Below are 25,189 nucleotides of genomic sequence, written 5' to 3' on the forward strand. Positions count from 1 at the left end.
CCCGGAGCCGCCTCGATGAAATCGACCCGGCCGCCGCTGATACTGCTGCTTCCTCCAGCGATCCTGATCCTCATGTTCGTCACGGGAATCGCCTATCTCGTCGTCGAATCGCTGCGCACCGGGGAAGGTTTCGGCTTGGGCAACTTCGCCAGCTTCTTCGCTCGGGCCGACTACGTCGCGGTGCTGTTGCGCACGATAGGGATCGCGCTGGTTGTCACGCTGTTCTCCGTGCTGGTCGGTTATCCCATCGCCTATGCTATCTCGCGCTACCGGGGCAATCGGAATCTCCTGATGATGCTGGTCATCACGCCGTGGCTGGTCAGCGTGGTGGTGCGCACCTACGGCTGGGTGGTGATCCTGGGCCCCAAGGGCACCTTGAACTCGCTGCTATTGTCGCTCGGTCTGATCGATACGCCCATGCGGTTGATCTTCAACATGACCGGCGTCGTAATCGGCCTGGTGCATGTCTTCTGTCCATTCTTCATCGTTTCGGTGTTGGCGGTGCTGCTGCACCTGGACCGCGCGCTGGACGAGGCGTCGCAAACCTTGTCGGCTGGCCCGGTGAAGACCTTTATGCACGTCACCTTGCCGCTGAGTCTGCCGGGCGTTATTACCGGGGCCATGCTGGTCTACCTGCTGTCCACCGGCGCCATCGTCACGCCGCTGCTGCTGGGCGGCGTGCGCGACGGCATGCTGGCCACGCAGATCTACCAGGACGTGTTGCAGGTCTTCGACTACCCGAAGGCCGCCAGCATGGCGATCGTCCTGCTGTTCGCGGCGTTCTCGCTGGTCATCCCGCTGCAATGGCTTGAACGCCGCGTCGCCGCGCGCGTGTCCGGAATGGGAGTTTGATATGCGCTGGCTCTACCGCTTGCTGCTGGTGCTGCTGTTCGGCTTCCTGCCTTTGCCCATCCTGGTGGTGGCGGTGTCGTCGTTCACCTCCACGGGTTATTTCACCTTGCCTCTGGCCTCGCTGTCGTGGCGCTGGTACCTGGAATTCTTTACCGACGCGCAGTGGCTGGGCCTGCTGGCCGTCAGCGCCGTCATCGCCTTGCTGGTGGCGTTCATCAGCACCTCGGCGGCCCTGTTGGCCGCGTTGGTGCTGGACCGCAGCCGCATCAGGGGTAGCGGCCTGATGGAGTCCCTGATCATGCTGCCGCTGGTGTTTCCCAACGCGGCGCTGGGCGTGGCCTTCCTCGGACTGCTCGGCTTGCTGGGCGTCAGCGGCTCGTACCTGGGCATCGTGCTGGCGCATTGCATCATTACGCTGCCGTTCGCCTATCGCCCCATCCTGAACTCCTTGCGCAAGCTGGACCCCGCGCTGGGAGAAGCCAGCATGAGCCTGGGTGCGCGGCCCGCGCAGGTGCTGCGCACTGTAACCCTGCCCATGCTCAAGCCCGGCTTGATCACTGCGTTCCTGTTTTGCTTCATCGTGTCGTTCGACGAGGCGACGATCACCGTTTTCCTGGTCGCCCCCGATGTCAACACCTTGCCCGTGCGCATCCTCACGCAGATACAGGAAAGCGCCAGCCCGGTGATCGCCGCCATCGCCACGTCCCTGATCGTCTTCACGCTTGCGCTGGTGCTGCTGCTGGAGCGCACGGTCGGGCTGGAGATGTTCGCCGCGCCGGAGCGCGACCACTGAACCCCTTTTTATGTCCGGAGCCCGATATGTATGAGATCCAGCCCGAAGATGCGGAATTGCTCAAGCACTTCAGGACGACCACCACCAAGAACCGGCCGTTGAAGCTGAACCGCCTGCTCAACCGCTTGCGGATGGAGCCCATGGCCGGCAAGCAGGTCATCGTCTGCACCAAGCCCTATTCGGAATATGCCATTGGCACGCTGGGCGAGGGGCGGGGCGATCCGGTCGAGCTGGCGCCGCAGCGCTACGCCAAGTTGGCCGATGCGCAGTGGGCTTTGCTGAAGATCCGCTGGGCCATTCATTCCCCTTATCCCTGGCCGTCCGACCTGGACTGAACGCCGGCCGCCACGCCGTGTGGCCTGAACCCAATCGACGGAGCCTGTATGTACGAGATCCTGGGGTACCCCAGCACCTGGACGATCGCGCCGGGAGAGACCATAGAATTCAAAGTCAGCTGTGCGCAGGCACTGCGCTACGACGCCGATCTGGTGCGCATCCGCAGCGGCGACGTGTCGCCGGGCGCGCCGGGGCTGAAGGAAACCGTGGTGTTGTCTGGTATCGCCACCGGTATCGCCGGACGTCCGCAAGGCACGGAAACCGGCTCGCGCGCGGTGGCGCCGGCGTTCAGCGAGCCTGTCTCGGGCTGCAAGAGCTGGATCCTGGCGGTGATGCCGACCTTGCCCTGCAACGGCGGCGATCAGGCGATCCTGTCGCGCTGGGACGAGGCCGCGCACGTCGGCTACGCGCTGGGCCTGGACAGAGACGGCCGTCTGTTCTGGGAGCAGGGCAGTGGGGGCAAGAGCGAGCGTCTCACGCTGGCGTTGCCCATGGCCGCGAGACAGTGGTACCTGGTGGCGGTGAACATGGACCTGGATGCGGGAACGGTCGCGCTGCGGCAGACTCCCGCCAATCCCTTGCTGGCCGTGGATTCCCATGCGCAGGCTAGTGGCCGGCTGACAGCGGTGGATCCGGCTGCGCTGGCGAGCCTGCCGCTGACGATGGGCGCGGCCGCCACCGGCAAGCCGTTTCCACGCTATGCCCGGCACTATAACGGGCGGCTCGATTCGCCCACGTTGCTGCCGTATGCCGCGGGCGATGCCGACCTGGCGCAGCTACGCGTCGAGGCCGCGGCGCGCCGCCATGCCGCGCCGCCTCTGGCCGCATGGGATTTTTCGCAACGCATCGACACCGACGTCATCGTCGACGCAGCCCGGCCCTGGTCCGAGGGGCGCATCGAGAACCTGCCCGCGCGCGGCGTGCCCGGCCTGCGCTGGGATTCCAGCGTCATGTTCTGGCGCGAACGCCCAGACCATTTCGCCGCGCTGCACTTCCATGACGACACGCTGGAAGACGCGGGCTGGGAAACCGACTTCAGCCTGGCCGTGCCGGATGACCTGCCCAGCGGCCTGTATGCGGCGCGCCTTACCGGCGCGGCGGGAGAGCAGGAGCGCATCACCTTCATCGTGCGCCCGAAGGCGGGCGGCCCACGCAAGCGGATCGCGTTCCTGGCGTCGACGGCCACCTACATGGCGTACTCGAACTCGCACTACCGCCTGGATGAAGAGGGCATGGAAATGAAGTCCGGCAACTTCATGGTCCTGTATCCATGGGAGACCTATCTGGGCGAGCATCGCGAGCTCGGCCTGTCCATGTACGACACGCATTCGGATGGCTACGGCGTCTACTACGCCTCGCGCCTGCGACCGGTTTTCAGCATGCACCTGCAATGCCGCACCTGGTCGCTCAATGGCGACACGCATTTCCTGGACTGGCTGGATGAAAAGGGTTTCGACTACGACGTCATCACGGACGACATGCTGCACGCGGAGGGTCTGCAGGCACTGGATGGCTACAAGGTCGTCATGACCGGCGCGCACCCCGAGTACTGGACCACGCGCATGTGGCAGGCAATGGTGGCATACCAGGGGCAGGGCGGTCGCCTCATGTACATGGGCGGCAACGGCTTCTACTGGCGTTGCGCCTACCATCCCGAGAAGCCCTGGCTGATGGAACTGCGCCGGACCGAGACCGGCGCCCGCTACAGCGAGACGCCGGCGGGCGAGAGCTACCACAGCTATACCGGCGAATACGGCGGCACCTGGCGCCGCATCGGGATCGCGCCGCAGACGCTGACCGGTATCGGCACGACCGCGACCGGGTTCGACGCCTCATCCTATTACCGCCGGCGGCCCGAAAGCCATGATCCGCGCGTCGCCTTCATGTTCGACGGCGTGGAGGACGAGATCATCGGCGATTTCGGCAGCAGCGGGGGCGGCGCCGCGGGCGACGAGATCGACCGCGTCGACTACCGCCTGGGCACGCCGCCGCACACCTTGATCGTGGCCCGCTCGGAAAAGCACACGCGCTACTACAACGTGGTGCCCGAAGAGACCACCTATCACCATCCCACCATCAACGGCGAGGAAGCCAAGCACTGCTATGCGGACCTGGTGTTCTACGAATGCCTGAACGGCGGCGCCGTGTTCTCCACGGGCTCGATCACGTGGGGCGCGTCGCTGGCCTGGAACGGCTACGACAACAACGTGTCGCGCATCACCGCGAACGTGCTTGCCCGGTTCGCCGACGCCACGCCCTTCGTGTTTCCCCAGGCCAGCGGACGCTGATACCCACCATGCGCGCACCAGACTCGGCCGATGCCCGGCAATCCTTGTGGCAGCAGACCGCGGGACAGGCGCCCGCGACGCCGGCCCTGACCGGTTCCGTCCAATACGACGTCGTCATCGTCGGCGCGGGCATTACCGGCCTGTCCACGGCCTTGCATCTGAGCGAATCGGGGCTGCGCGTCTGCGTGCTCGATGCCCAGGACCCAGGCTGGGGTGCCTCCGGCCGCAACGGCGGGCAGGTCATTCCGGGCATCAAGCACGACCCGCGGGCGATCTTGGCCCGTTATGGGAAGGAACGGGGGGAGCCGCTGTTGAGCATGGTGGGGTCGGCCGCCGACGCGGTGTTCGAACTTATCGATAGGCACGCCATCGCCTGCCATGCCACGCGCGCCGGCTGGATACAGCCGGCCCACTCGGCCCGGGCCCTGGAGACGGTGTCGGATCGGGCGCGGCAGTGGCTGGAGCGCGGCGCGCCGGTGGAAATCCTGGACCGGGAAACGGTCAGCGCGCGTCTGGGCACTGACCGGTTCCTGGGCGGCTGGATAGACCGGCGCGCCGGCAGCATCCAGCCGTTGCTCTACACACGCGGCCTGCTGGCGGCGGCGCAAGCCGCCGGGGCTGCCGTGCACGGCCATACCCGCGTCAAGGCGCTGGAGCGTTCAGGCCAGCATTGGCTGGCACGCACGGAGCAGGGCGCCACGGTCCGGGCAGACCACGCGCTGATCGCCACCAACGGCTATACCAACGGCTTGTGGCCAGGCCTGCAGCGCAGCGTCATCGCGGCCAACAGCTTCATCGTCGCTACGGGGCCGCTGGACGCGCAGGCTTGCGGTCACATCATGCCCGGCGGCGTCGTGGCCTCGGACTCCCGCCGCCTGCTGCTGTACTTCCGCCGCGACCATGAGGGCCGTTTCGTCCTGGGCGGCCGGGGCCAGTTCGCTGACCCCGTCGCGCAGCAAGACTGGGATCACCTGGTGCGGGGGGCGCGCATGCTGTTTCCCGAGCTGGCCCGGATTCCGTTTACCTACCGCTGGGCCGGCCGCATCGCCCTGACGCGCGACTTCGTGCCGCACGTGCACCAGCCTTCGCCCAACCTGCACATCCTGCTGGGCTACAACGGTCGCGGCGTTGCGCTGGCGACGCAGATGGGCCGCTACCTCGCCCGCACCATCGCCGCCGGCGAACCCATGCCATACCCGGTCACTCCGATCACGCCGCTGCCGTTCCACGGCCTTAAGCGTTTCTACATCGCCCTCGGCGTTGCCTACTACGGCCTGTGCGACAAGCTCTCGTAGAGGCGCCAACCCCAACCCCGGAGCACCCATGTCCATCCAGCACATCCCCCAGACCGGCGACTCCGCCCAGCTCGACGAGCTCGGCCCCGTCGGCATCCCGCTCAGCGACCCCGCCTGCACGCTGCGCGCAAGCAAGATAGTGATCCCCGGCGCCGAAGCCACCAGCGCCGGCATCTGGGAATGCACCCCCGGTCAGTTCCGCCGCGAGGTCCAGGAAGGCGAGATCATGCACATCCTTGCCGGCTCCGGCACCTTTACGCCCGACGGCCAGCCCCCCCTGCAATTCCGCGCAGGCGACACCCTGGCCATGCCCCCCGGCACCCAAGGCGTCTGGCACATCCACGCCACTGTCCGCAAACTCTATGTTCTGGCCGCCGCCACGTCCAAATAAGAAGCCATCGCCCGGCCAACCCTGCAACCCGTCACCCCTCCCATTCGCGATCAGGCATATCAAGAAAAGCGCAGCCCAGTGGAGATAGCCAAACGAGGGGGAAAGGCGCGCAAAAGCAGTCCAAGCCAGGCAAAGCGAAGCGAGCCAAAAGGACCAGCGAAGCGACGTCCCAACCCCCTCCCCCTCGGGGGGAGGGCCGGGGAGGGGGCGCACATTCAGCCCCCCGGGGCCCGCCAGCCGAGAGGCTAGCAAGCAAGCGAAGCGCAGCTCTGCTAGAATCTCGGCTGGCGGGCCCCTCCGCATGGTTCGGCGGTGAACCTGGTCAGGTCGGGAACGAAGCAGCCATAGTCGTTTAGGGTCAGTGCCGGAGTAAGGCTCGCCAACCGGATTCTTCAAAGCAGCGCGTCATGACTATCCATGATGTCGCCGCTTTCAAGGGGGACGGGGTTATTTTCCAAGGATACGTTCCACGGGAATAAGCCCGTCCCCTTTGCGTTTCAGGCCGCGCTGAGCATGGATGCCATGCTCAGCGCCGAACCCCGGCAGCTGGACCGGCCATTTCGGGCCAGCTTGCGAAACAGGCTCTACAATCCACCCATGACTTATCTGGTACTGGCCCGCAAGTGGCGGCCGAGATCGTTCGATACCCTCGTGGGACAGGATCACGTGGTGCGCGCGCTGACGCATGCGCTCGACACCCAACGCCTGCATCACGCCTGGCTGTTCACGGGAACCCGCGGCGTCGGCAAGACCACGCTCTCGCGCATCCTGGCGAAGTCCCTCAACTGCGAAACAGGCATCACGTCCAAGCCTTGCGGCGTCTGTCGCGCCTGCACGGAGATCGATGCCGGGCGTTTCGTCGACTACCTCGAGCTGGACGCGGCCTCGAACCGCGGCGTCGAGGAAATGACGCAGTTGCTGGAGCAGGCGGTGTACGCGCCGGGAGCAGGGCGCTTCAAGGTCTACATGATCGACGAAGTCCACATGCTGACCGGGCATGCGTTCAACGCCATGCTCAAGACACTGGAAGAGCCGCCGCCGCACGTCAAATTCATCCTCGCGACCACCGACCCGCAGAAGATTCCGGTGACGGTGCTGTCGCGCTGCCTGCAGTTCAACCTGAAGCAGATGCCGGCCGATTCCATCGTCGGCCATCTGCAGGCCGTGCTCGGCCAGGAAGCGGTGGGCTTCGACGTGCCGGCCTTGCGGCTGATCGGGCAGGCGGCCGCGGGGTCCATGCGCGACGCGCTGTCGCTGACCGACCAGGCCATTGCCTATAGCGCCGGCAACCTGACCGAGGACGCCGTGCGCGGCATGCTCGGCACCATCGACCAGCGGCATCTGGTGCGCCTGCTGGATGCGCTGTCCGCTGGCGACGCCAAGGGCGTGCTGGCGGTGGCGGATGAACTGGCCATCCGCGGCCTGTCCTATGCTGGCGCCTTGGCCGACCTGGCCGTGCTGCTGTCGCGCGTCGCCATCGAGCAGCGCGTGCGCGGCGTGACCCCCGCCGAGGATCCGCTGGCCGGCGACATTGCCCGGCTGGCGCTGGCTCTGCACCCGGACGCGGTGCAGCTGTTCTATTCCGTGGCGGTGCACAGCCGCAGCGAACTGACCCTGGCACCCGACGAGTACGCGGGCTTCATCATGGCCTGCCTGCGCATGCTGGCGCTCAATGGCGACGCCGGCCCGCAGACCGCGCTCGAAGCGCCCGCCGCGCCGGCCCGTCAGACTGCCGATGCGGCCGCAGCGCCGGCGGCAGTTGCCGCGCCTGCGCCCGCCGCGGCGCAGCCCCAGCCCGCGCCGGCAGCCGTTCAGCCCGCAGCCGCACCAGCGGTTGCGGAGCCTGCACCGGTCGCCGCGATTCCGGCGCCGCCCGTGGCCGCGCAGGCTCCTGCTCCGGCTGAGTCCGCGGCTCCCGCAGCCGTCGCGCAGAAGGCTGAACCGGCGCCTGCCGCGGCGGAACCCGAACCTGCCGCGTTGGAACAAACTTCGCAAGCCACCCGGCCCGGCAGCGTGCCGCCCTGGGAAGAACTGCCTGCCGATGCGCCGGCCATGTCCGAGTCCGAAGCTGGCAAGACCGCTGGTTCGGCCGCGCTGGCGATCACGCCCGCGACCGCCGCAGCCATCGCGCCCGCGCCCGCGCCCCAAACCGATGATGGCGAAGGCCCGCCCGCCTGGGTCGACGAAGAAATCCCGTTCGAAGCCGAAGGCGGCTTTGCGCCGGACAACGGCTTTACGTCGGATCCCGACGACGATGATTTCGAAACCCTGGCCAGCGCGCCCTCGGCTGCGCCGCCGCCAGCGGCCCGCCGCGAAGGTCCGGCGCCCGCGCGCAAGCGGCAGTCGTCGCGCGCCCGCCTGACGGACATGACGTCGGAAACCTGGCCCGAGCTGGCTGCGCGCCTGCCGGTCACCGGCTTGGCGGCGGAACTGGCGCGCCAGAGCGCATGGGCCGGCGTGCAGGGCGATGCCGTCATCCTGCGCGTGGCCGTCAAGACGCTGGCCGAAAGCGAAAGCCGCGTCCGTCTGCAGACGGTGTTGTGCGAACATTTCGGCCAAGGCATACGGCTGGACGTCGAGGTCGGCGTGACTGGCGAGGCGACGGCGCATGCCGTGGCCCAGGCCGAACGCGCCGCCCGCCAGCAGGCCGCCGAAGAGGCGGTCGCGGTCGACCCGTTCGTACAGGCGCTCGTCGCCGATTTCGGCGGCCAGGTCGTCGCCGGCTCGATCCGCCACGTAGATTCCCCCGCCGCCGCTGCCTGAAGCGGCGGCCATCTCTCATTCCCCTCGTTCAAGGAAGCATCGATCATGATGAAAGGACAACTGGCCGGCCTGATGCGCCAGGCGCAGCAAATGCAGGAAAACATGAAGAAGGCGCAGGACGCGCTGGCCGAGATCCAGGTCGAAGGCGCCTCCGGCGGCGGCCTGGTCAAGGTCACCATGACCTGCCGCCACGACGTCAAGCGCGTGGCCATCGATCCGTCGCTGCTGGGCGATGACAAGGACATGCTGGAAGACCTGGTCGCCGCCGCGTTCAACGACGCGCTGCGCAAGGCCGAAGCCACCTCGCAGGAAAAAATGGCCTCGGTCACCGCCGGCATGCCGCTGCCCCCGGGCATGAAGCTGCCGTTCTGAACGCAGCCCCAAGGCCGCAATGGACCCGCTACTGCCTGAACCCGAGCCGCTCGTCTCGCTGATCGAGGCGCTGCGGCGCCTGCCCGGCGTGGGCGTGCGTTCTGCCCGGCGCATGGCCTATCACCTGCTGCAGCATGACCCGCAAGGCGCGGACATGCTGGGGCAGGCGTTGGCGGGCGCGGTGCGGGACCTGAAGCATTGCGCCCGCTGCAACAGTTTCTCGGAAGAGGAAGTCTGCGGCACCTGCATCAATCCCAAGCGCGATCCCTCGCTGCTGTGCATCGTCGAGACGCCGGCCGATCAGAACATGATCGAGTCCAGCCACGGCTATCGCGGCCTGTATTACGTGCTGATGGGCCGCGTCGCGCCGCTCGAAGGGATCGGTCCGCGCGAGCTGGATTTCGAGCGGGTGATCAAGCGCGCGACCGACGGCGTGGTGCAGGAGGTCATCCTGGCCACCAACTTCACCGCCGAAGGCGAAACCACCGCCCACTTCCTGGGCGAAGCGCTGGGCGAGCGCGGCCTGCGGGTCACGCGGCTGGCGCGCGGCGTGCCTGCCGGCAGCGAGCTGGAATACGTCGACGCCGGGACCATCGCCTGGGCCCTGATGGAGCGCAAGACCACCTGATTCCGCAGTGCCAGAACGCCTTGCCGGCAACGTATCGGCAACGGCAAAAACCGTGAGGAAGACAAGCCATGTCAGCGCTGACCGGACTGAAGGTCCTGGAACTCGGCACGCTCATTGCCGGCCCGTTCGCTGCGCGCATCTTCGGCGAATTCGGCGCCGATGTCATCAAGGTGGAAACGCCCCACGGGCCTGACGGCACGGGCGGCGGCGACCCCATCCGCAGCTGGCGCCATCTGCACGAGGGCAATTCCCTTTGGTGGACGGTGCAGGCCCGCAACAAGCAATCCATCGCACTCAACCTGAAAGATCCACGCGCGCGGGAGATCGCCCGCAAGCTGGCGCTGGACGCCGACGTGGTGGTCGAGAACTACCGGCCGGGCGTGCTGGAGAAGTGGGGGCTGGGCTACGAGCAGCTGCGCGCCATCAACCCCGCGCTCATCATGGTGCGCCTGTCCGGCTATGGGCAGACCGGGCCCATGAAGGACCAGCCGGGCTTTGGCGCCATAGGCGAATCCATGGGCGGGCTGCGCTACGTGTCGGGCCATCCCGACCGGCCGCCCCTGCGCGTGGGCATCTCCATCGGCGATTCCATCGCCGCCTTGCACGGCGTGATCGGCGCGATGATGGCGCTGCGGCACCGCGACGCCACCGGCGGGCGCTGGAACGGCAAGCAGGGCGCGGAGTGCCAGGCGGGGCAGGGCCAGATGGTGGACGTGGCGCTGTACGAGGCCGTGTTCAACATGATGGAAAGCCTGGTGCCCGAGTACGACGTGGCCGGCGTGGTGCGCGAGCGTACTGGCGGCGCGCTGCCCGGCATCGTGCCTTCGAATACCTACACCACCCGCGATGGCCAGAACATCGTCATCGCCGGCAACGGCGACGCGATCTTCCACCGGCTGATGCGCGCCATCGGCCGTGACGATCTGGCCACGGATCCGGGGCTGGTGCGCAACGACGGCCGCGCCAAGCGCGTGGACGAGATCGACGGCGCCATCCAGCAGTGGTGCGGCGCGCGCGGCATCGAAGAGGCGCTGGGCGCGCTGAAGGGCGCCGACGTGCCGGTGGGCAAGATCTACAGCGTGGCCGACATGTTCAGCGATCCGCAGTTCCTGGCGCGCCGCATGATAGAGCAGCACCGCTTCCCTGACGGCACGCCGGTCAAGCTGCCGGCCGTCGTGCCCAAGCTGTCGGAGACGCCCGGCGAGACGCGCTGGGTGGGGCCCGTATTAGGGGAACATACCGAGGAAGTCCTGAAATCGCTGGGGTATGATTCAGCGGCTATAGAAGAGCTGGCAAAGACCGGCGCTATCGGTCTGCCCGACAACTAGGAGACAAGCACATGTCAGTCACTCGCCGTGATCTGCTCAAGATGGCCGGCGCCGCCGGCGTCATGGGCATGGCGCCCGCCATCGTGCGCGCGCAGAAGCTGGAGAAGACCAAGGTCCAGATCGCAGTCGGCGGCAAGCCGCTGATCTACTATCTCCCCCTGTCCATCGCGGAAGCCCGCGGCTACTTCAAGGACGAAGGGCTGGACGTCAGCATTGCCGACTTCGCGGGTGGCTCCAAGGCCTTGCAGGCCGTGGTGGGCGGCAGCGCCGACATCGTGTCGGGCGCGTTCGAACACACTTTGTCCATGCAATCCAAGGGCCAGGCCTACCGCGCCTTCGTGCTGCAGGGCCGCGCGCCGATGATAGGCGTGGGCGTGTCCAAGAAGAACCTGCCCAACTACAAGAGCGCCGCCGACCTGAAGGGCAAGAAGATCGGCGTGACCGCGCCGGGCTCGTCCACCAACATGGTGGTCAGCTTCTTCCTCGCCAAGCACGGCCTGAAGGCCTCGGATGTGTCCATCATCGGCGTGGGCGCCGGCGCCGGCGCAGTGACCGCGCTGCGCAGCGGCCAGATCGACGCCATCTCCAACACCGACCCCGTGGTGTCGATGCTGGAAATGCCGGGCGACATCCAGATCATCGTCGATACGCGCACGCTCAAGGACACCAAGGAAATCTTCGGCGGCAACATGCCGGCGGGCTGCCTGTACGCCCCGCAGGCCTTCCTTGACGCCAATCCCAACACCACCCAGGCCCTGGCCAACGCGCTGGTGCGCGCCGACAAGTGGATCCAGAAGGCCGGCGCCGACGAAATCGCCAAGGTCGTGCCGGAAACCTATCTGCTGGGCGATCCGGCCGTCTACAAGGCCGCCATCGCCAAGAGCCTGGAAGGCCTGTCGCCGGACGGCCTGATCCCCGAGGATGGCGCCGCCACTGCGCTCAAGGCGCTGGCTGCCTACCAGGCGGATTTCGACGGCTCCAAGATCGACCCGTCCAAGGTCTGGACCAACGACTACGCGCGCCGCGCCAACGAGAAGTACCCCAATGGCTGAAGCCGCGCTGTCGCTGGAAAACATCAGCTGCACCTTTGTCTCCCGCGACGACCGCTCGCAGCGCTACACCGCCGTCAGCGACACGACCCTGGCCATCGCGCCAGGGGAGTTCGTGTCGGTGGTGGGTCCGACCGGATGCGGCAAGTCCACCCTGCTCAACGTCAGCGCCGGCTTGCTGGCGCCGTCCTCGGGCAGCGTGAAGGTGTTCGGGCAGCCCCTGTCCGGCATCAATGAGCGGGCCGGCTACATGTTCCAGGGCGAGGCCCTGCTGCCCTGGCGCAGCGCGCTGGACAACGTGGTGGCGGGCCTGGACTTTGCCGGCGTGCCTCGGCAACAGGCGCTGGAGCGCGGCCGCGAATGGATGCGCCGCGTGGGCCTGGGCGGCTTCGAGGGCCGTTATCCGCATCAGATGTCGGGCGGCATGCGCAAGCGCACGATGCTGGCGCAGACGTTGATCCGCGATCCCGACATCATCCTGATGGACGAGCCGTTCTCGGCGCTGGACATCCAGACGCGCCAGCTCATGGAGAACGAGGTCCTGGACCTGTGGATGGCCAAGCGCAAGGCCGTGCTCTTCATCACGCACGACCTGGACGAGGCCATCGCCATGAGCGATCGCGTGGTGGTGCTGTCGGCAGGGCCCGGCACGCACCCCATCGGCGAATTCGCCATCGACCTGCCGCGTCCGCGCGACGTGGCCGAAGTGCGCACGCATCCGCGCTTCGTGGAGCTGCACTCCGCCATCTGGGGCGTGCTGCGCGAAGAAGTTCTTAAGGGCTACGCCCAACAGAAGCGAGCCTAGGCCATGTCCAAGCTGATCAAACCCGGTTCGGCCAGCCTGCGCTTCTGGCAGTTGCTGCTGCTCGTCATCATTCTTCTCGTTTGGCATTTCGCGTCGCGCGATCCCAAGGTGGCCTTCTTTTTCGGCGAACCGCTGAAAGTGTGGGGCCGCATCTGGGCCTGGTTCGTGACCAACGCGGACATCTATACCCACCTGGGCGTGACGCTGACCGAAACCGTGCTGGCGTTTTTCATCGGCACCATCGCCGGCCTGGCCTTTGGCTTGTGGCTGGGTCTGTCGCCCGGCGCAAGCGCGATCCTCGATCCCTACATCAAGGCCGCCAACTCGATGCCGCGCGTCATCCTGGCGCCCATCTTCGGCATGTGGTTCGGCCTGGGCATCTGGTCCAAGGTGGCGCTGGCCGTGACGCTGGTGTTCTTCATCGTGTTCTTCAATGTCTACCAGGGCGTGCGCGAAGTCAGCCCCACCTTGCTGGACAACGCCAGGATGCTGGGCGCGCGCCGCCGCCAGCTGTTGCGGCACGTTTACCTGCCGTCTGCCACCAGCTGGGTGTTTTCCAGCCTGCATACCTCCGTGGGCCTGGCCTTCGTGGGCGCGGTGGTGGGCGAGTATCTGGGCTCGGCCAGCGGCGTGGGCTACCTGATCCTGCAGGCCGAAGGCACCTTCGACGTCAACACCGTGTTCGCGGGCATCATCGTGCTCACGGCTTTTGCGCTGGTGCTGGACGCCATCGTCGGCATGGGCGAAAAGCGGCTGATGAAATGGCAGCCCAGGTCCGGCGAAACCGAAAAGATCTGACCGGAGTTTCCCATGGCCCGTCTACCCTACGCCGACCTGACCCATCCCGAAGCCAAGCCTCTGGTCGACCGCATCGTCGCCGAACGCGGCAGCGTCCTGCACCTGTACCAGATGCTGCTGCACAGCCCCGCGGTGGCCGGCGGCTGGCTCAATTACCTGACCTCGATCCGCCAGCTCAGCACCTTGCCTGGCGATCTGCGCGAGCTGGTCATCATGCGCGTGGCGGCCATCAACGGCGCGCCCTACGAGGCCGACCAGCATGCGCCGATCGCGCTGAAGGAAGGCGTTTCGCAAGCGCAGCTGGACGCGCTCAATGATTGGGAAGCGTCAGACCTGTTCGATGAACGCGAAAGGGCGGTGCTGGCCTACACCGATGCCATGACGCGACAGGTGCAGGTGCCGGAACCGGTGTTCCAGGCGGCGAAGGCGGCGATGGGCTCCGAAAAGCTCATCGTGGAGCTGACCGCGACGGTGGCGGCCTACAACATGGTGTCGCGCTTCCTGGAAGCGCTGCAGGTGCATTCACACGATCACCGCTGACGCACGCGCGCGGCCGCAAGGGCCGCGCGCATGCTTGCGCATGTGGCAGCGGAAAGTCGCGCTCAGGCGCGCTGCGCCTCGATCAACGCATCCAGCTTGACCGCGTCCGCCACGAACAGGCGGATGCCTTCCGACAGTTTTTCGCTGGCCATCGCATCCTCGTTGAGCAGGGTGCGGAAGGTGACCTCGTCCGCGCCGATGCGGGCGATGTTGGCGGGCACGTCGTCGGCGCGCAATTGCGCGGGCGCGTCGCCCTCGGTGCCGGCCAGCTTGGTCAGCAGCTCGGGGCTGATGGTCAGCAGGTCGCAGCCCGACAGCGCCAGGATCTGGCCCACGTTGCGGAAGCTCGCACCCATGATTTCCGTGGGGATGTCGAAGTGCTTATAGTACTGGTAGATCCGCGTGACGGACAGCACGCCGGGATCGCGCGCGCCGGCATTGTCGGCCTCGACCCAGTTGGCGCCGGCGGACTTCTTGTGCCAGTCGTAGATGCGGCCGACGAAGGGCGAGATCAGCTGCACGCGGGCATCGGCGCAGGCCACGGCCTGCGGCAGCGAGAACAGCAGGGTCAGGTTGCAGCGCACGCCTTCCGATTGCAGGGCGCGGGCCGCCTGGATGCCTTCCCAGGTGGAGGCGATCTTGATCAGCACGCGCTCGCGCGGCACGCCAGCGGCTTCGTACAGGGCGATCAGGCTGCGGGCGCGTTCGATGGTGGCGCGGGTGTCGAAGGACAGGCGGGCGTCGACTTCAGTCGACACGCGGCCGGGCACGATGTCCAGGATGGCGCGGCCAAAGGCCACCAGCAGGCGATCCATGAGTTCGGCAGTGGGCGCGCCGCGGTGTTCGCGCGCGGTCTTTTCCAGCAGGGGACGGTAGGCGTCCTGCTGGACGGCCTTAAGAATTAGGGACGGGTTTGTGGTGGCGTCGGTGGGACGCAACGCCTTCATCGCTTCGAAATCCCCCGTGTCGGCGACGACGGTGGTGTGGTTGCGCAGGGCGTCAAGTTGGCTGGGCATGGACGGTACGGCTCGCTGCAGGCTAGGGTTGAAGGTGTCCTAGCGTATCACCGAGGCCGCAGGCGCGCTGCCGGCCGGACGGCGGAGGGGGACGGCTGGACGCGGAAAAACAGGCGAAAACCCCGTTTCCGGCCTTATTTGGCGCGGTTCCCCGAGAAAAACGGCCGCTCAAGGTATAATCCGAAGGTTTGATTATCGATTCTAAAACCGGGGTTTACTGTGCTGCCGCAACTCTTTCCCGAGGGGATCAACCGCTTCCCTCCTGCAATTCTGGCTCTGGCGGACGGTACCATTTTTCGAGGCGTGTCGATCGGTGCGCCTGGGCATACCGTTGCCGAAGTGGTGTTCAACACCGCGATGACCGGGTACCAGGAAATTCTCACCGATCCCAGCTATAGCGGCCAGATCGTCACGCTGACCTATCCGCACATCGGCAATACCGGCGTCAACGCCGAAGACGTGGAAGCCAAGCGCGTCTTTGCCGCCGGCCTGGTGGTCCGCGACTGTCCCGCCCGCGTGTCGAACTTCCGTTCCACGCAATCGTTGCCTGAGTACCTCTCCGAGCAAGGCGTCGTCGCCATTTCCGGCATCGACACCCGCAAGCTCACCCGCATCCTGCGTGAAAAGGGCGCCCAGGGCGCCTGCATCTTCGTCGGCACCGACGCCGAGCGCGCCGTCGAGCTGGCCCGCGGTTTTGCCGGCATGGCCGGCCAGGACCTGGCCAAGGTGGTGTCGCTCAAGGATCGCGCCGAATGGACCGAAGGCACCTGGCAACTGGGCGAGGGCTTCTCCAAGCCCGACCAGTCCAAGTTCCACGTCGTGGCCTACGACTTCGGCATCAAGACCAACATCCTGCGCCTGCTGGCCGACCGCGGCTGCCGCCTGACGGTGGTGCCGGCCCAGACCAGCGCCGAGGAAGTCTTGAAGCTCAATCCCGACGGCGTGTTCCTGTCCAACGGCCCTGGCGACCCCGAGCCCTGCGACTACGCGATCGAAGCCACGCGCGCCTTCCTGGACAAGAAGCTGCCGGTGTTCGGCATCTGCCTGGGCCACCAGATCATGGGCCTGGCGCTGGGCGGCAAGACGCTCAAGATGAAGACCGGCCACCACGGCGCCAACCACCCCGTGCAGGACCTCCAGTCCAAGCGCGTGTTCATCACCAGCCAGAACCACGGTTTCGCTGTCGACGCGACCAGCCTGCCGGCCAACGCGCGCGTGACGCACGTCTCGCTGTTCGACGGCACGCTGCAGGGCTTCGAGCTCACCGACCGCCCGGCCTTCTGCTTCCAGGGTCACCCCGAAGCCAGCCCGGGTCCGCACGACATCCTTGAACTGTTCGACAAGTTCATCGTCCTGATGTCCGGCCAAAAGTAAAGATTGCATCATGCCCAAGCGTACAGACCTAAAAAGCATACTCATCATCGGCGCCGGCCCCATCATCATCGGGCAGGCCTGCGAATTCGACTATTCCGGCGCACAGGCGTGCAAGGCGCTCAAGGCAGAGGGCTACCGCACCATCCTGGTGAACAGCAACCCGGCCACGATCATGACGGACCCGGAAACGGCCGACGTCACCTACATCGAGCCCATCACCTGGCAAGCCGTCGAAAAGATCATCGAGCGTGAAAAGCCCGATGCGCTGCTGCCCACCATGGGCGGCCAGACCGCGCTGAACTGCGCCCTGGACCTGGCCCACCACGGCGTGCTGAAGAAGCACAACGTCGAGCTGATCGGCGCCAACGAGCACGCCATCGAAAAGGCCGAAGACCGCCAGAAGTTCAAGCAGGCCATGACCGACATCGGCCTGGAATCGGCCAAGTCGGGCGTCGCCCACAGCATGGACGAAGCCTGGGAAGTGCAGCGCCGCATCGCGGCCGAAGTCGGCACCTCCGGTTTCCCCGCCGTGATCCGCCCCAGCTTCACCATGGGCGGTTCGGGCGGCGGCATCGCCTACAACGCCGAAGAATTCGAAACCATCTGCCGCCGCGGCCTGGAAGCTTCGCCCACCAGCGAACTGCTGATCGAAGAGTCGCTGCTGGGCTGGAAGGAATTCGAGATGGAAGTGGTCCGCGACAAGGCGGACAACTGCATCATCGTCTGCTCCATCGAAAACCTGGACCCGATGGGCGTGCACACGGGCGACTCCATCACCGTGGCGCCGGCTCAGACGCTGACCGACAAGGAATACCAGATCATGCGTAACGCATCGATCGCGGTGTTGCGCGAGATCGGCGTGGATACGGGCGGCTCGAACGTGCAGTTCGCCGTCAATCCCAAGAACGGCCGCATGATCGTCATCGAGATGAACCCGCGCGTGTCGCGTTCGTCGGCGCTGGCGTCCAAGGCTACCGGCTTCCCCATCGCCAAGGTCGCCGCGCGCCTGGCCGTGGGCTACACGCTGGACGAGCTCAAGAACGAAATCACCGGCGGCGCCACGCCCGCCTCGTTCGAGCCCTCGATCGACTACGTGGTCACCAAGGTGCCGCGTTTCGCCTTCGAAAAATTCCCCACTGCCGACGCGCGCCTGACCACCCAGATGAAGTCCGTGGGTGAAGTCATGGCAATTGGCCGCACCTTCCAGGAATCCTTCCAGAAGGCGCTGCGCGGCCTGGAAGTGGGCGTGGACGGCCTGAACCAGAAGACCACCGACCGCGAAAAGCTGCAGGTCGAACTGGGCGAACCCGGTCCGGAACGCATCTGGTACGTGGGCGATGCCTTCGCGCAGGGTTTCACGCTGGACGAAGTGCACAACATCACGCACATCGATCCGTGGTTCCTGTCGCAGATCAAGGAAATCGTCGACATCGAGCTGGCGCTGGAACAGAAGACGCTGGCTGACCTGGACTATGCCACGCTGTGGGAACTCAAGCGCCGCGGTTTCTCCGACCGCCGCCTGGCCTTCCTGCTGGATTCCTCGGAATCCGAAGTGCGCAAGCTGCGCCACCAGTTGAACGTGCGTCCGGTCTACAAGCGCGTCGACACCTGCGCCGCCGAATTCGCCACCCGCACGGCCTACATGTACTCGACCTACGAGGAAGAGTGCGAAGCCGCGCCCACCGACCGCAAGAAGATCGTGGTGCTGGGCGGCGGTCCGAACCGCATCGGCCAGGGCATTGAGTTCGATTATTGCTGCGTGCACGCCGCGCTGGCGCTGCGCGATGACGGGTACGAGACCATCATGGTCAACTGCAACCCGGAAACCGTGTCCACCGACTACGACACCTCGGATCGCCTGTACTTCGAGCCGCTGACGCTCGAAGACGTGCTCGAGATCGTCCACAAGGAAAACCCGGTCGGCATGATCGTCCAGTACGGCGGCCAGACCCCGCTGAAGCTGGCGCGCGCCCTGGAAGCCAACGGCGTGCCCATCATCGGCACCAGCCCTGAATCCATCGACGTGGCCGAAGACCGCGAGCGCTTCCAGAAGCTGCTCAACAAGCTCGGCCTGCGCCAGCCGCCCAACCGCACTGCGCGCACCGAAGGCGAGGCCCTGGCCCACGCCGCCGAAATCGGCTATCCCCTGGTCGTGCGTCCCAGCTATGTGCTGGGCGGCCGCGCCATGGAAATCGTGCACGAGCAGCAGGACCTCGAGCGCTACATGCGCGAGGCCGTGAAGGTCAGCAATGACTCGCCGGTGCTGCTGGACCGCTTCCTGAACAACGCCACCGAAGTGGACGTGGACTGCCTGGCCGACGGCGAAACCGTCTTCATCGGCGGCGTCATGGAACACATCGAGCAGGCCGGCGTGCACTCGGGCGACTCGGCTTGCAGCCTGCCCCCGTACTCGCTGTCGGCGGAAGTCATCGCCGAGATCAAGCGCCAGACCACGATGATGGCCAAGGCATTGAACGTCAGCGGCCTGATGAACGTGCAGTTCGCGATCCAGGGCGGCGACGTCTACGTGCTGGAAGTGAACCCGCGCGCTTCGCGCACGGTGCCCTACGTTTCCAAGGCCACCGGCCTGCAACTGGCCAAGATCGCCGCGCGCGCCATGGCCGGCCAGACCCTGGCTGCGCAAGGCATCACCAAGGAAGTCGTGCCGCCTTACTTCTCGGTCAAGGAAGCCGTGTTCCCGTTCGTGAAGTTCCCGGGCGTGGACACCATCCTGGGTCCGGAAATGAAGTCGACCGGCGAGGTGATGGGCGTAGGCACGAGCTTCGGCGAAGCCTTCGTCAAGTCGCAGCTGGCCGCGGGTGTGCGCCTGCCGGAATCCGGCACGGTGTTCATCAGCGTCAAGAACCAGGACAAGCCCCTGGCGGTGGAAGTGGCGCGCGGCCTGCACGCGCTCGGCTTCAAGCTGGTCGCCACGCGTGGCACGGCTGCCGAGATCGAAGCCGCCGGCATTCCGGTTCAACTGGTGAACAAGGTCACCGAAGGCCGTCCGCACATCGTCGACATGGTGAAGAACGGCGAGATCTCGCTGGTCATCAACACCGTCGAAGAGCGCCGTAACGCCATCGCTGATTCGCGCACCATCCGCACCCAGGCGCTGGCCGCCCGCGTGACCTTCTTCACGACCATCGCCGGCGCCCGAGCCGCGGTCGAAGGCATGCAATACCTGCGCCAAGGCCTGGGCCTGCAGGTGTATCCGCTGCAGGAGCTGCACGCTTCCTTGCAAGGCTAAGCCGGCAAGCGACACAATAGGGCACGCGAAAGCGTGCCCTATTTTTTTGCAACGCGATTCCGCAACGCTACGACAGGCATCAGGCACACATGGAAAGAGTCTTCATCACCGGCGCCAGCAGCGGCCTGGGACGCGCCTTGGCGCAGCAATACGCGTCTACGGGCGCCACGCTGGGCCTGCTGGGCCGGCGCGAGGACGCGCTGCGCGAACTGGCCGACAGCCTGCCCGGCGAGCACCGCTGCTATGCAGTGGACGTGCGCGACCGCCAGGCGCTGCATGCCGCGGCACAGGATTTCATTGCCTTTTGCCAGGGCCGGGTGGACGTGGTCATCGCCAGCGCCGGCATCAGCGCCGGCACCCTGACCGAGCATGGCGAGGACTACGACGTCTTCAAGGCCATCGTCGACACCAATCTGCTGGCCACCGTGGCAACCTTCGAACCCTTCATCGCGTCCATGCGCCAGGCCGGGTCGGGCAGGCTGGTGGGCATCGCCAGCGTGGCAGGGGTGCGGGGGCTGCCGGGCGCGGGCGCCTACAGCGCGTCCAAGTCGGCGGTGGTGACCTATTGCGAAAGCCTGCGGCTGGAGCTGGCCGCCGAAGGCATAGACGTGGTGACGATCGCGCCCGGCTACATCAAGACGGCGATGACGGCCCACAACCCGTATTCCATGCCTTTCCTGATGGAAGCAGACGCCTTCGCCCGCCGCGCGCGCAGCGCGATCGGGCGGGGCGCGTCCTATGTGGTGATTCCGTGGCAGATGGGCATCGTGGCCAAGCTGATGCGCTTGTTGCCCAATGCCGTCTACGACAGGCTGGCGCGCAACGCGCCGCGCAAGCCGCGCCGCGCGCGCTAAGCGTTCACGGCACCACGTCGTTGCCGACTTCGTCGGTCACGTGGCCCACGTCGCCCCAGTCCAGCACCTGCCATTTACGGCCCTGCACGCCGACGCGGTTGATGCTGACGTTCAGCAGCGAGGCGTCGCGCGGCCCGTTCAACGGCACGCCCGAGGCATGGCGCCAGATGATGTCCAGCACGCCGCCGTGCGTGAACATCAGGATGCGTTCGTCGTCGTGGCGGCTGGCGATGTCGTCCACGGTGGAAATGACGCGGGACTGGAATTGGCCCAGCGTTTCGCCGCCGTCCAGCGGGCGCAGCGGGTCGCGGCTCTTCCAGGCGGCAGCGGCTTCGGGGGCCAGCACATCGATGCGTTCATGGTCCAGGCCTTCAAGCACGCCGAAGCCGCGCTCGCGGATGCCCGGCTCCACGCGCACGCGCAGGCCCAGCTGTTCGGACACGGGCACGGCGGTGGCGTGGGCGCGCTGCAGGTCGCTGCTGTAAATGGCGTGGATGGGCGTGTGGCGGGCCTCTTCGCGCATGCGCGCGGCCAGCAGGCTGGCCTGGTTGACGCCGAATTCGTTCAGGGGGATGTCTTGCCAGCCTTGCAGGCGGCGCTGGCGGTTCCAGTCGGTTTCGCCGTGGCGGATGAACCAGATTTCAGTCATTACGGTCTTGATGCGGATTTAGAGCTGGCCGGACGCGAGGGGCGCGCGCGGTTTCCAGATGGTTTGAATGATCGAGCTTAACGCGACCAGCGCGGGCTCGCTAGCGCGCTCATAGGGCAGGATGAATCCCAGCATGGCGTCCACGCGCGCCTGGCCCCAGACGATGAAGTCGTTCGAGGCCGCGCCGGCCAGCGCGGCTTCCTCGCGCAGCAGGGCGCAGCCGGCGCCCGCGCGCACCAGCGCGTCCAGGTTGGCCTGGTCGTCATTCTGCATCACGATGCGCGGCGACAGGCCATGGCGTTCGAACATGTCGCGCAACAGCAGGTGCGTATGGCTGCCGGCGGGGCCGTCCAGCCAGGGCAATTGCGCCACCTCGCGCCAGCCGCCGCGCTTGAGCACGGCGGCGTGCTCCTTGGGCATGGCGATGCGGTAGCGCACGCTGCGCAGGGGCTGCCAAAGCACGCCGCGCGGCGGATTGGCGGCGATGATCAGCGCCGCCGGCAGGCGGCCGGTGCTGACCTGTTCCGCCAACGCGGCGGCAGGCAGGGTCTGGGTCTTCAGCTCGACCAGCGGCAGGCGTTGGGTGACCGCCGAGGCCAGTTCGCCCAGGCGCAGGAAATCCGGCTTTTCGCTGGGCACGCCCAGCTCGACCGCGCCATGCAGGCTGCCTTGCAGCTGCTGGGCTTCGGATTTGAACTGCGCGCCCAGCACCAGCAGCGATTCGGCGGTGGGCAGCAGCACCTCGCCGGCCTTGGCCAAGGCCAGCCTGCCGCCGCTGCGGTCGAACAAGGCCACGCCCAGGCTTTGTTCCAGCGCCTTGATCTGCGCGGTCACGGCGGGTTGGGTCAGCGACAGCGCCTCGGCCGCCTTCGTCAGATTGCCCAGCCGGGCGACGGTGACGAAGGCGCGGATCTGATAGATTTCCATGGCCCCGAGTTTAGGCCGCCAGGAGCCGCACTTGGGTAGGTTCGAGACCGATGGAAACCGGAGCGCCGATGGGGAAGGGCGACAGCCCGGCCAGATGCGATTGGTCCGCCGTCAGCCGCTGCTCGCCGATCTGCACCTGATAGCGGGTGAACTCGCCCAGGAACTCGCTGCTTTCCACGATGCCCGGCAGCCACACATAGCGCGCGTCGCCCAGCCCGTCCGCCATTTCGATCTGTACCGTGTGCGGGCGGAAGCTGGCCGCCAGCCGGGTAGCGGCGGGCGCTTCGCCCGTGAGCGGCAGGTGCAGGTCGCCCACGCCTTCCACCGCCAGCACCACGCTGCCGCTGGTGCGTTCGCGCACGTCGCCTTCCAGCACGTTCATCGTGCCCACGAAGTTGGCGACGAAACGGTTCACCGGATAGTCGAACAAGGTGCTGGGCGCGCCGATCTGCTGGACCACGCCATGGTCCAGCACCGCCATGCGGTCGGCGGTGGTCATGGCCTCTTCCTGGTCGTGGGTGACGAAGATGGTGGTGATGCCAAGCCGGCGCTGCAGGCTGAGCAGGTCCTGGCGCATCTGCACACGCAGCTTCTTGTCCAGGTTGGACAGAGGCTCGTCCAGCAGCAGCACCTGCGGCTCGATCACGATGGTGCGCGCCAGGGCCACGCGCTGCTGCTGCCCGCCGGAAAGCTGGTTGGGGCGGCGCTTGCCATACTGGGACAGGCCGACGAGGTCCAGCGCGGCCTCCACCTTGGCATGGATCTCGGCGCGCGGCAGCTTGCGTTCGACCAGGCCGAAGGCCACGTTGTCCCAGACCGTCATGTGCGGCCACAGCGCATAGTTCTGGAACACCATGCCGATGTTGCGGTTCCAGGGGGGCGTGCCGCTGATGTCCTTGCCGTCCACCAGCAACTGCCCGGCGCTGTGCCGGTTGAAGCCGGCGATCAGCCGCAGCAGCGTGGACTTGCCCGAGCCCGAGGGGCCCAGCAGCGCGAAGAACTCGCCGGGTTCGATGCTGATGTTGACGTCCTTGAGCACTTCCGTCTTGCCATAGGACAGCCGGATGTTGCGGCATTCGACGCTGACTTTCTTCATGCGGATTCCCCTTCATTGCGAGCCGGCCGCTGGCGCGACTGGGCGCGCTCCACCAGCAGGTGCGAGACATACGTGCCGATGGCCACCGCGGCCACCGCCAGGACGCCGAGCGCGGCGCCGGGACCCCGCCCCGCTGCGCTCTGCATGTACAGATAGATGCCGTAGCTCATGGGCGCCTGGCTATCCTTGGTCACCAGCATGATGGTGGCCGACAGTTCCACGGCCGCCGTCACGAAGCTGGTTACGAAGCCCGCCAGCATGCCGCCCGCCATGAGCGGCACCACCACGCGCCGTATGGTGCTCATGCGCGTCGCGCCCAGCGATTGCGCCGCCTCTTCCAGCGAGATGTTGATCTGCTGCAGCGAGGCCACGCAGGAACGCAGGGCGTAGGGCAGCCGGCGCACCGAGTACGCGATCATGATGATGATCCACGACGAGGTCAGCAGCGTGCCCGTGCCGGGCAGCTCTATGCCGCGGAAGGTGCGCAGAAAGCCGATGGCCAGCACGATGCCTGGAATCGCCAGCGCCGCGGAAGCCAGGAAGTCCAGCCACTGGCGCGCCGGCAAGCGGGTGCGCAGCATCAGGTAGGCAATGGCAGTCCCCAGGATCACGTCCACGCCGGCGGCCAGGCCGCAATAGAGCAGGGTGTTGGCGATCATGCCTTGCGACTCGGAGAACACCGCGGCGTAATGCGCCAGCGTGTAGCCGTCAGGTAGCGGCGCAAAGCTCCAGACGCTGGCCAGCGACAGCAGCAATACGCCCATGTGCGGCGACAGCACCAGCAGCAGCACCAGGATGATCCAGCCATAGGCCAGCACGCTCTCCATCGGGCGCAGTTTGCGCTTCTGGATGGAGCCGCCGCCCTTCTGCAGGGTGGAGTAATCGCGGCCCTTGAGGACCCGTGCCGACAGCCACAACGCCAGGATCGAGAAGCCCACCATGATCACGCTGATCACATAGCCCAACGGGTCCTCCAGGCCCACCTGCGTGATGCGCAGATAGGCTTGCGGCGCCAGCATGTTGGTGGTGCCCAGCACCAGCGGCGTGCCCAGGTCGTCGAACACCTTGACGAACACCAGCGAGGCGCCAGCCACGTAGCCGGGCAGGGCCAGCGGGAAGATCACGCGGCGGAACAGGCGAAAGCCCCGCGAACCCAGGTTGAAGGCCGCTTCTTCCATGGCGCCGTCGATGTTGCGCAGCGCCACCACCAGGTTCATCAGGATGAAGGGGAAGTAGTGCAGCGCTTCCACGAAGATGACGCCGTTCAGGCCTTCCATGAACGGAATGGTGAAGCCGAACCAGTCATTGAGCAGCAGGTTCACGCTGCCCGAGCGGCCGAAGATCAGCTGCATCGCGACCGCGCCCACGAAGGGCGGCATGATCAGCGGCAGCACGCCCAGCGTCTGGATCAGCAGCGCGCCGCGGAAATCGAAGCGCACCGTGAAGTACGCCAGCGGCACGGCGATCAGGGACGCCAGCAGCGCCGACCAGCCCGCCACGTACAGGCTGTTGAAGAAGGCTTCCTTCATCAGCGGCTGGTTGAAGAAGGCGCCGAAGTGGCCCATGGTGAAGCTGCCGTCGGCGTTCACGAAGGCGCTGTAGAACACCGTGCCCACCGGCACGGCCAGGAACAGCAGCAGAAAACCGAACACCAGTAGCGCCGTCAGCAGGGGGCCGACGGGCAGGCGCGAGTGGCCCGAAGAATTCATCGAGATTCCCGAAATCGTTGCCAGGGGAAAACCGCGGTAGCGGACGGGACCGGCCCGTCCACTGCGCGTCCTGCGG

General features: G+C 66.6%; 22 protein-coding genes and 1 other RNA gene. 18 read left to right on the forward strand and 5 right to left on the reverse strand.

Features of this window, described 5'->3' with window-relative positions:
- Window positions 1–15 precede the first annotated feature (15 nt).
- From AC1RHV_RS28205 to AC1RHV_RS28275, 15 genes are all read left to right on the forward strand, one after another.
- Complete coding sequence (locus AC1RHV_RS28205) at window positions 16–852, forward strand: ABC transporter permease (protein ID WP_175162059.1); 837 nt, start codon at window positions 16–18, stop codon at window positions 850–852.
- Window position 853: 1 nt separating this feature from the next.
- On the forward strand, window positions 854–1,645 hold the full coding sequence (locus AC1RHV_RS28210; protein ID WP_492302377.1) for an ABC transporter permease: 792 nt from the start codon (window positions 854–856) through the stop codon (window positions 1,643–1,645).
- A 26-nt stretch (window positions 1,646–1,671) separates the two neighbouring features.
- Window positions 1,672–1,980, forward strand: a complete 309-nt coding sequence (locus AC1RHV_RS28215) for a N,N-dimethylformamidase alpha subunit family protein (protein WP_119450606.1) — start codon at window positions 1,672–1,674, stop codon at window positions 1,978–1,980.
- A gap of 48 nt (window positions 1,981–2,028) precedes the next feature.
- Window positions 2,029–4,269, forward strand: coding sequence for a N,N-dimethylformamidase beta subunit family domain-containing protein (locus tag AC1RHV_RS28220; RefSeq protein WP_492302379.1), 2,241 nt, complete (start codon window positions 2,029–2,031; stop codon window positions 4,267–4,269).
- Window positions 4,270–4,277: 8 nt separating this feature from the next.
- Entirely contained in the window at window positions 4,278–5,564 is a 1,287-nt protein-coding gene (locus tag AC1RHV_RS28225) for an NAD(P)/FAD-dependent oxidoreductase (protein WP_175214347.1), read from the forward strand.
- A 28-nt stretch (window positions 5,565–5,592) separates the two neighbouring features.
- Window positions 5,593–5,955, forward strand: coding sequence for a cupin domain-containing protein (locus AC1RHV_RS28230; RefSeq protein WP_119450609.1), 363 nt, complete (start codon window positions 5,593–5,595; stop codon window positions 5,953–5,955).
- A 286-nt stretch (window positions 5,956–6,241) separates the two neighbouring features.
- An RNA gene (gene ffs, locus AC1RHV_RS28235) (signal recognition particle sRNA small type) lies at window positions 6,242–6,339 on the forward strand.
- Between the two features lie 213 nt (window positions 6,340–6,552).
- On the forward strand, window positions 6,553–8,718 hold the full coding sequence (locus AC1RHV_RS28240; protein WP_492302381.1) for a DNA polymerase III subunit gamma/tau: 2,166 nt from the start codon (window positions 6,553–6,555) through the stop codon (window positions 8,716–8,718).
- Between the two features lie 45 nt (window positions 8,719–8,763).
- A complete protein-coding gene (locus tag AC1RHV_RS28245; RefSeq protein WP_042794716.1) occupies window positions 8,764–9,090 on the forward strand; it encodes a YbaB/EbfC family nucleoid-associated protein in 327 nt (108 codons plus the stop codon).
- 19 nt (window positions 9,091–9,109) lie between these two features.
- On the forward strand, window positions 9,110–9,718 hold the full coding sequence (gene recR, locus AC1RHV_RS28250; RefSeq protein WP_054451387.1) for a recombination mediator RecR: 609 nt from the start codon (window positions 9,110–9,112) through the stop codon (window positions 9,716–9,718).
- A 68-nt stretch (window positions 9,719–9,786) separates the two neighbouring features.
- A complete protein-coding gene (locus AC1RHV_RS28255) occupies window positions 9,787–11,046 on the forward strand; it encodes a CaiB/BaiF CoA transferase family protein (protein ID WP_054451385.1) in 1,260 nt (419 codons plus the stop codon).
- An 11-nt stretch (window positions 11,047–11,057) separates the two neighbouring features.
- Entirely contained in the window at window positions 11,058–12,098 is a 1,041-nt protein-coding gene (locus AC1RHV_RS28260) for an ABC transporter substrate-binding protein (protein ID WP_054451384.1), read from the forward strand.
- The gene (locus AC1RHV_RS28265; protein ID WP_054451383.1) at window positions 12,091–12,900 is read left to right on the forward strand and encodes an ABC transporter ATP-binding protein; all 810 of its coding nucleotides are present in this window, start codon (window positions 12,091–12,093) and stop codon (window positions 12,898–12,900) included. Before AC1RHV_RS28260 ends, AC1RHV_RS28265 begins: the two co-directional genes overlap by 8 nt.
- A gap of 3 nt (window positions 12,901–12,903) precedes the next feature.
- The gene (locus AC1RHV_RS28270) at window positions 12,904–13,698 is read left to right on the forward strand and encodes an ABC transporter permease (RefSeq protein ID WP_054451381.1); all 795 of its coding nucleotides are present in this window, start codon (window positions 12,904–12,906) and stop codon (window positions 13,696–13,698) included.
- A gap of 12 nt (window positions 13,699–13,710) precedes the next feature.
- The gene (locus tag AC1RHV_RS28275) at window positions 13,711–14,238 is read left to right on the forward strand and encodes a carboxymuconolactone decarboxylase family protein (protein ID WP_054451379.1); all 528 of its coding nucleotides are present in this window, start codon (window positions 13,711–13,713) and stop codon (window positions 14,236–14,238) included.
- Window positions 14,239–14,300: 62 nt separating this feature from the next.
- Here AC1RHV_RS28275 and tal read toward each other — a convergent pair whose 3' ends face one another.
- A complete protein-coding gene (gene tal, locus AC1RHV_RS28280) occupies window positions 14,301–15,254 on the reverse strand; it encodes a transaldolase (protein WP_054451378.1) in 954 nt (317 codons plus the stop codon).
- Between the two features lie 219 nt (window positions 15,255–15,473).
- Here tal and carA point away from each other — a divergent pair, with 219 nt between their 5' ends.
- The 3 genes from carA (at window position 15,474) to AC1RHV_RS28295 (ending at window position 20,732) form a co-directional block, all read left to right on the forward strand.
- A complete protein-coding gene (gene carA, locus AC1RHV_RS28285) occupies window positions 15,474–16,628 on the forward strand; it encodes a glutamine-hydrolyzing carbamoyl-phosphate synthase small subunit (RefSeq protein ID WP_054451377.1) in 1,155 nt (384 codons plus the stop codon).
- A 10-nt stretch (window positions 16,629–16,638) separates the two neighbouring features.
- Entirely contained in the window at window positions 16,639–19,878 is a 3,240-nt protein-coding gene (gene carB / locus AC1RHV_RS28290) for a carbamoyl-phosphate synthase large subunit (protein ID WP_054451376.1), read from the forward strand.
- Between the two features lie 89 nt (window positions 19,879–19,967).
- A complete protein-coding gene (locus AC1RHV_RS28295; protein ID WP_054451375.1) occupies window positions 19,968–20,732 on the forward strand; it encodes an SDR family oxidoreductase in 765 nt (254 codons plus the stop codon).
- A gap of 4 nt (window positions 20,733–20,736) precedes the next feature.
- Here AC1RHV_RS28295 and AC1RHV_RS28300 read toward each other — a convergent pair whose 3' ends face one another.
- Genes AC1RHV_RS28300 through AC1RHV_RS28315 form a run of 4 tightly spaced genes read right to left on the reverse strand, consistent with a single transcriptional unit; the run spans window position 20,737 to window position 25,113 of the window.
- The gene (locus AC1RHV_RS28300; RefSeq protein ID WP_013395601.1) at window positions 20,737–21,381 is read right to left on the reverse strand and encodes a histidine phosphatase family protein; all 645 of its coding nucleotides are present in this window, start codon (window positions 21,379–21,381) and stop codon (window positions 20,737–20,739) included.
- Window positions 21,382–21,399: 18 nt separating this feature from the next.
- The gene (locus AC1RHV_RS28305; RefSeq protein ID WP_175214343.1) at window positions 21,400–22,308 is read right to left on the reverse strand and encodes a LysR family transcriptional regulator; all 909 of its coding nucleotides are present in this window, start codon (window positions 22,306–22,308) and stop codon (window positions 21,400–21,402) included.
- A gap of 10 nt (window positions 22,309–22,318) precedes the next feature.
- The gene (locus AC1RHV_RS28310) at window positions 22,319–23,404 is read right to left on the reverse strand and encodes an ABC transporter ATP-binding protein (protein WP_054451372.1); all 1,086 of its coding nucleotides are present in this window, start codon (window positions 23,402–23,404) and stop codon (window positions 22,319–22,321) included.
- Entirely contained in the window at window positions 23,401–25,113 is a 1,713-nt protein-coding gene (locus AC1RHV_RS28315) for an ABC transporter permease (protein WP_054451371.1), read from the reverse strand. The genes AC1RHV_RS28310 and AC1RHV_RS28315 overlap by 4 nt, the downstream gene beginning before the upstream one ends.
- Window positions 25,114–25,189 lie beyond the last annotated feature (76 nt).

Source organism: Achromobacter sp. GW823-FHT04E03 (genome assembly GCF_058796095.1).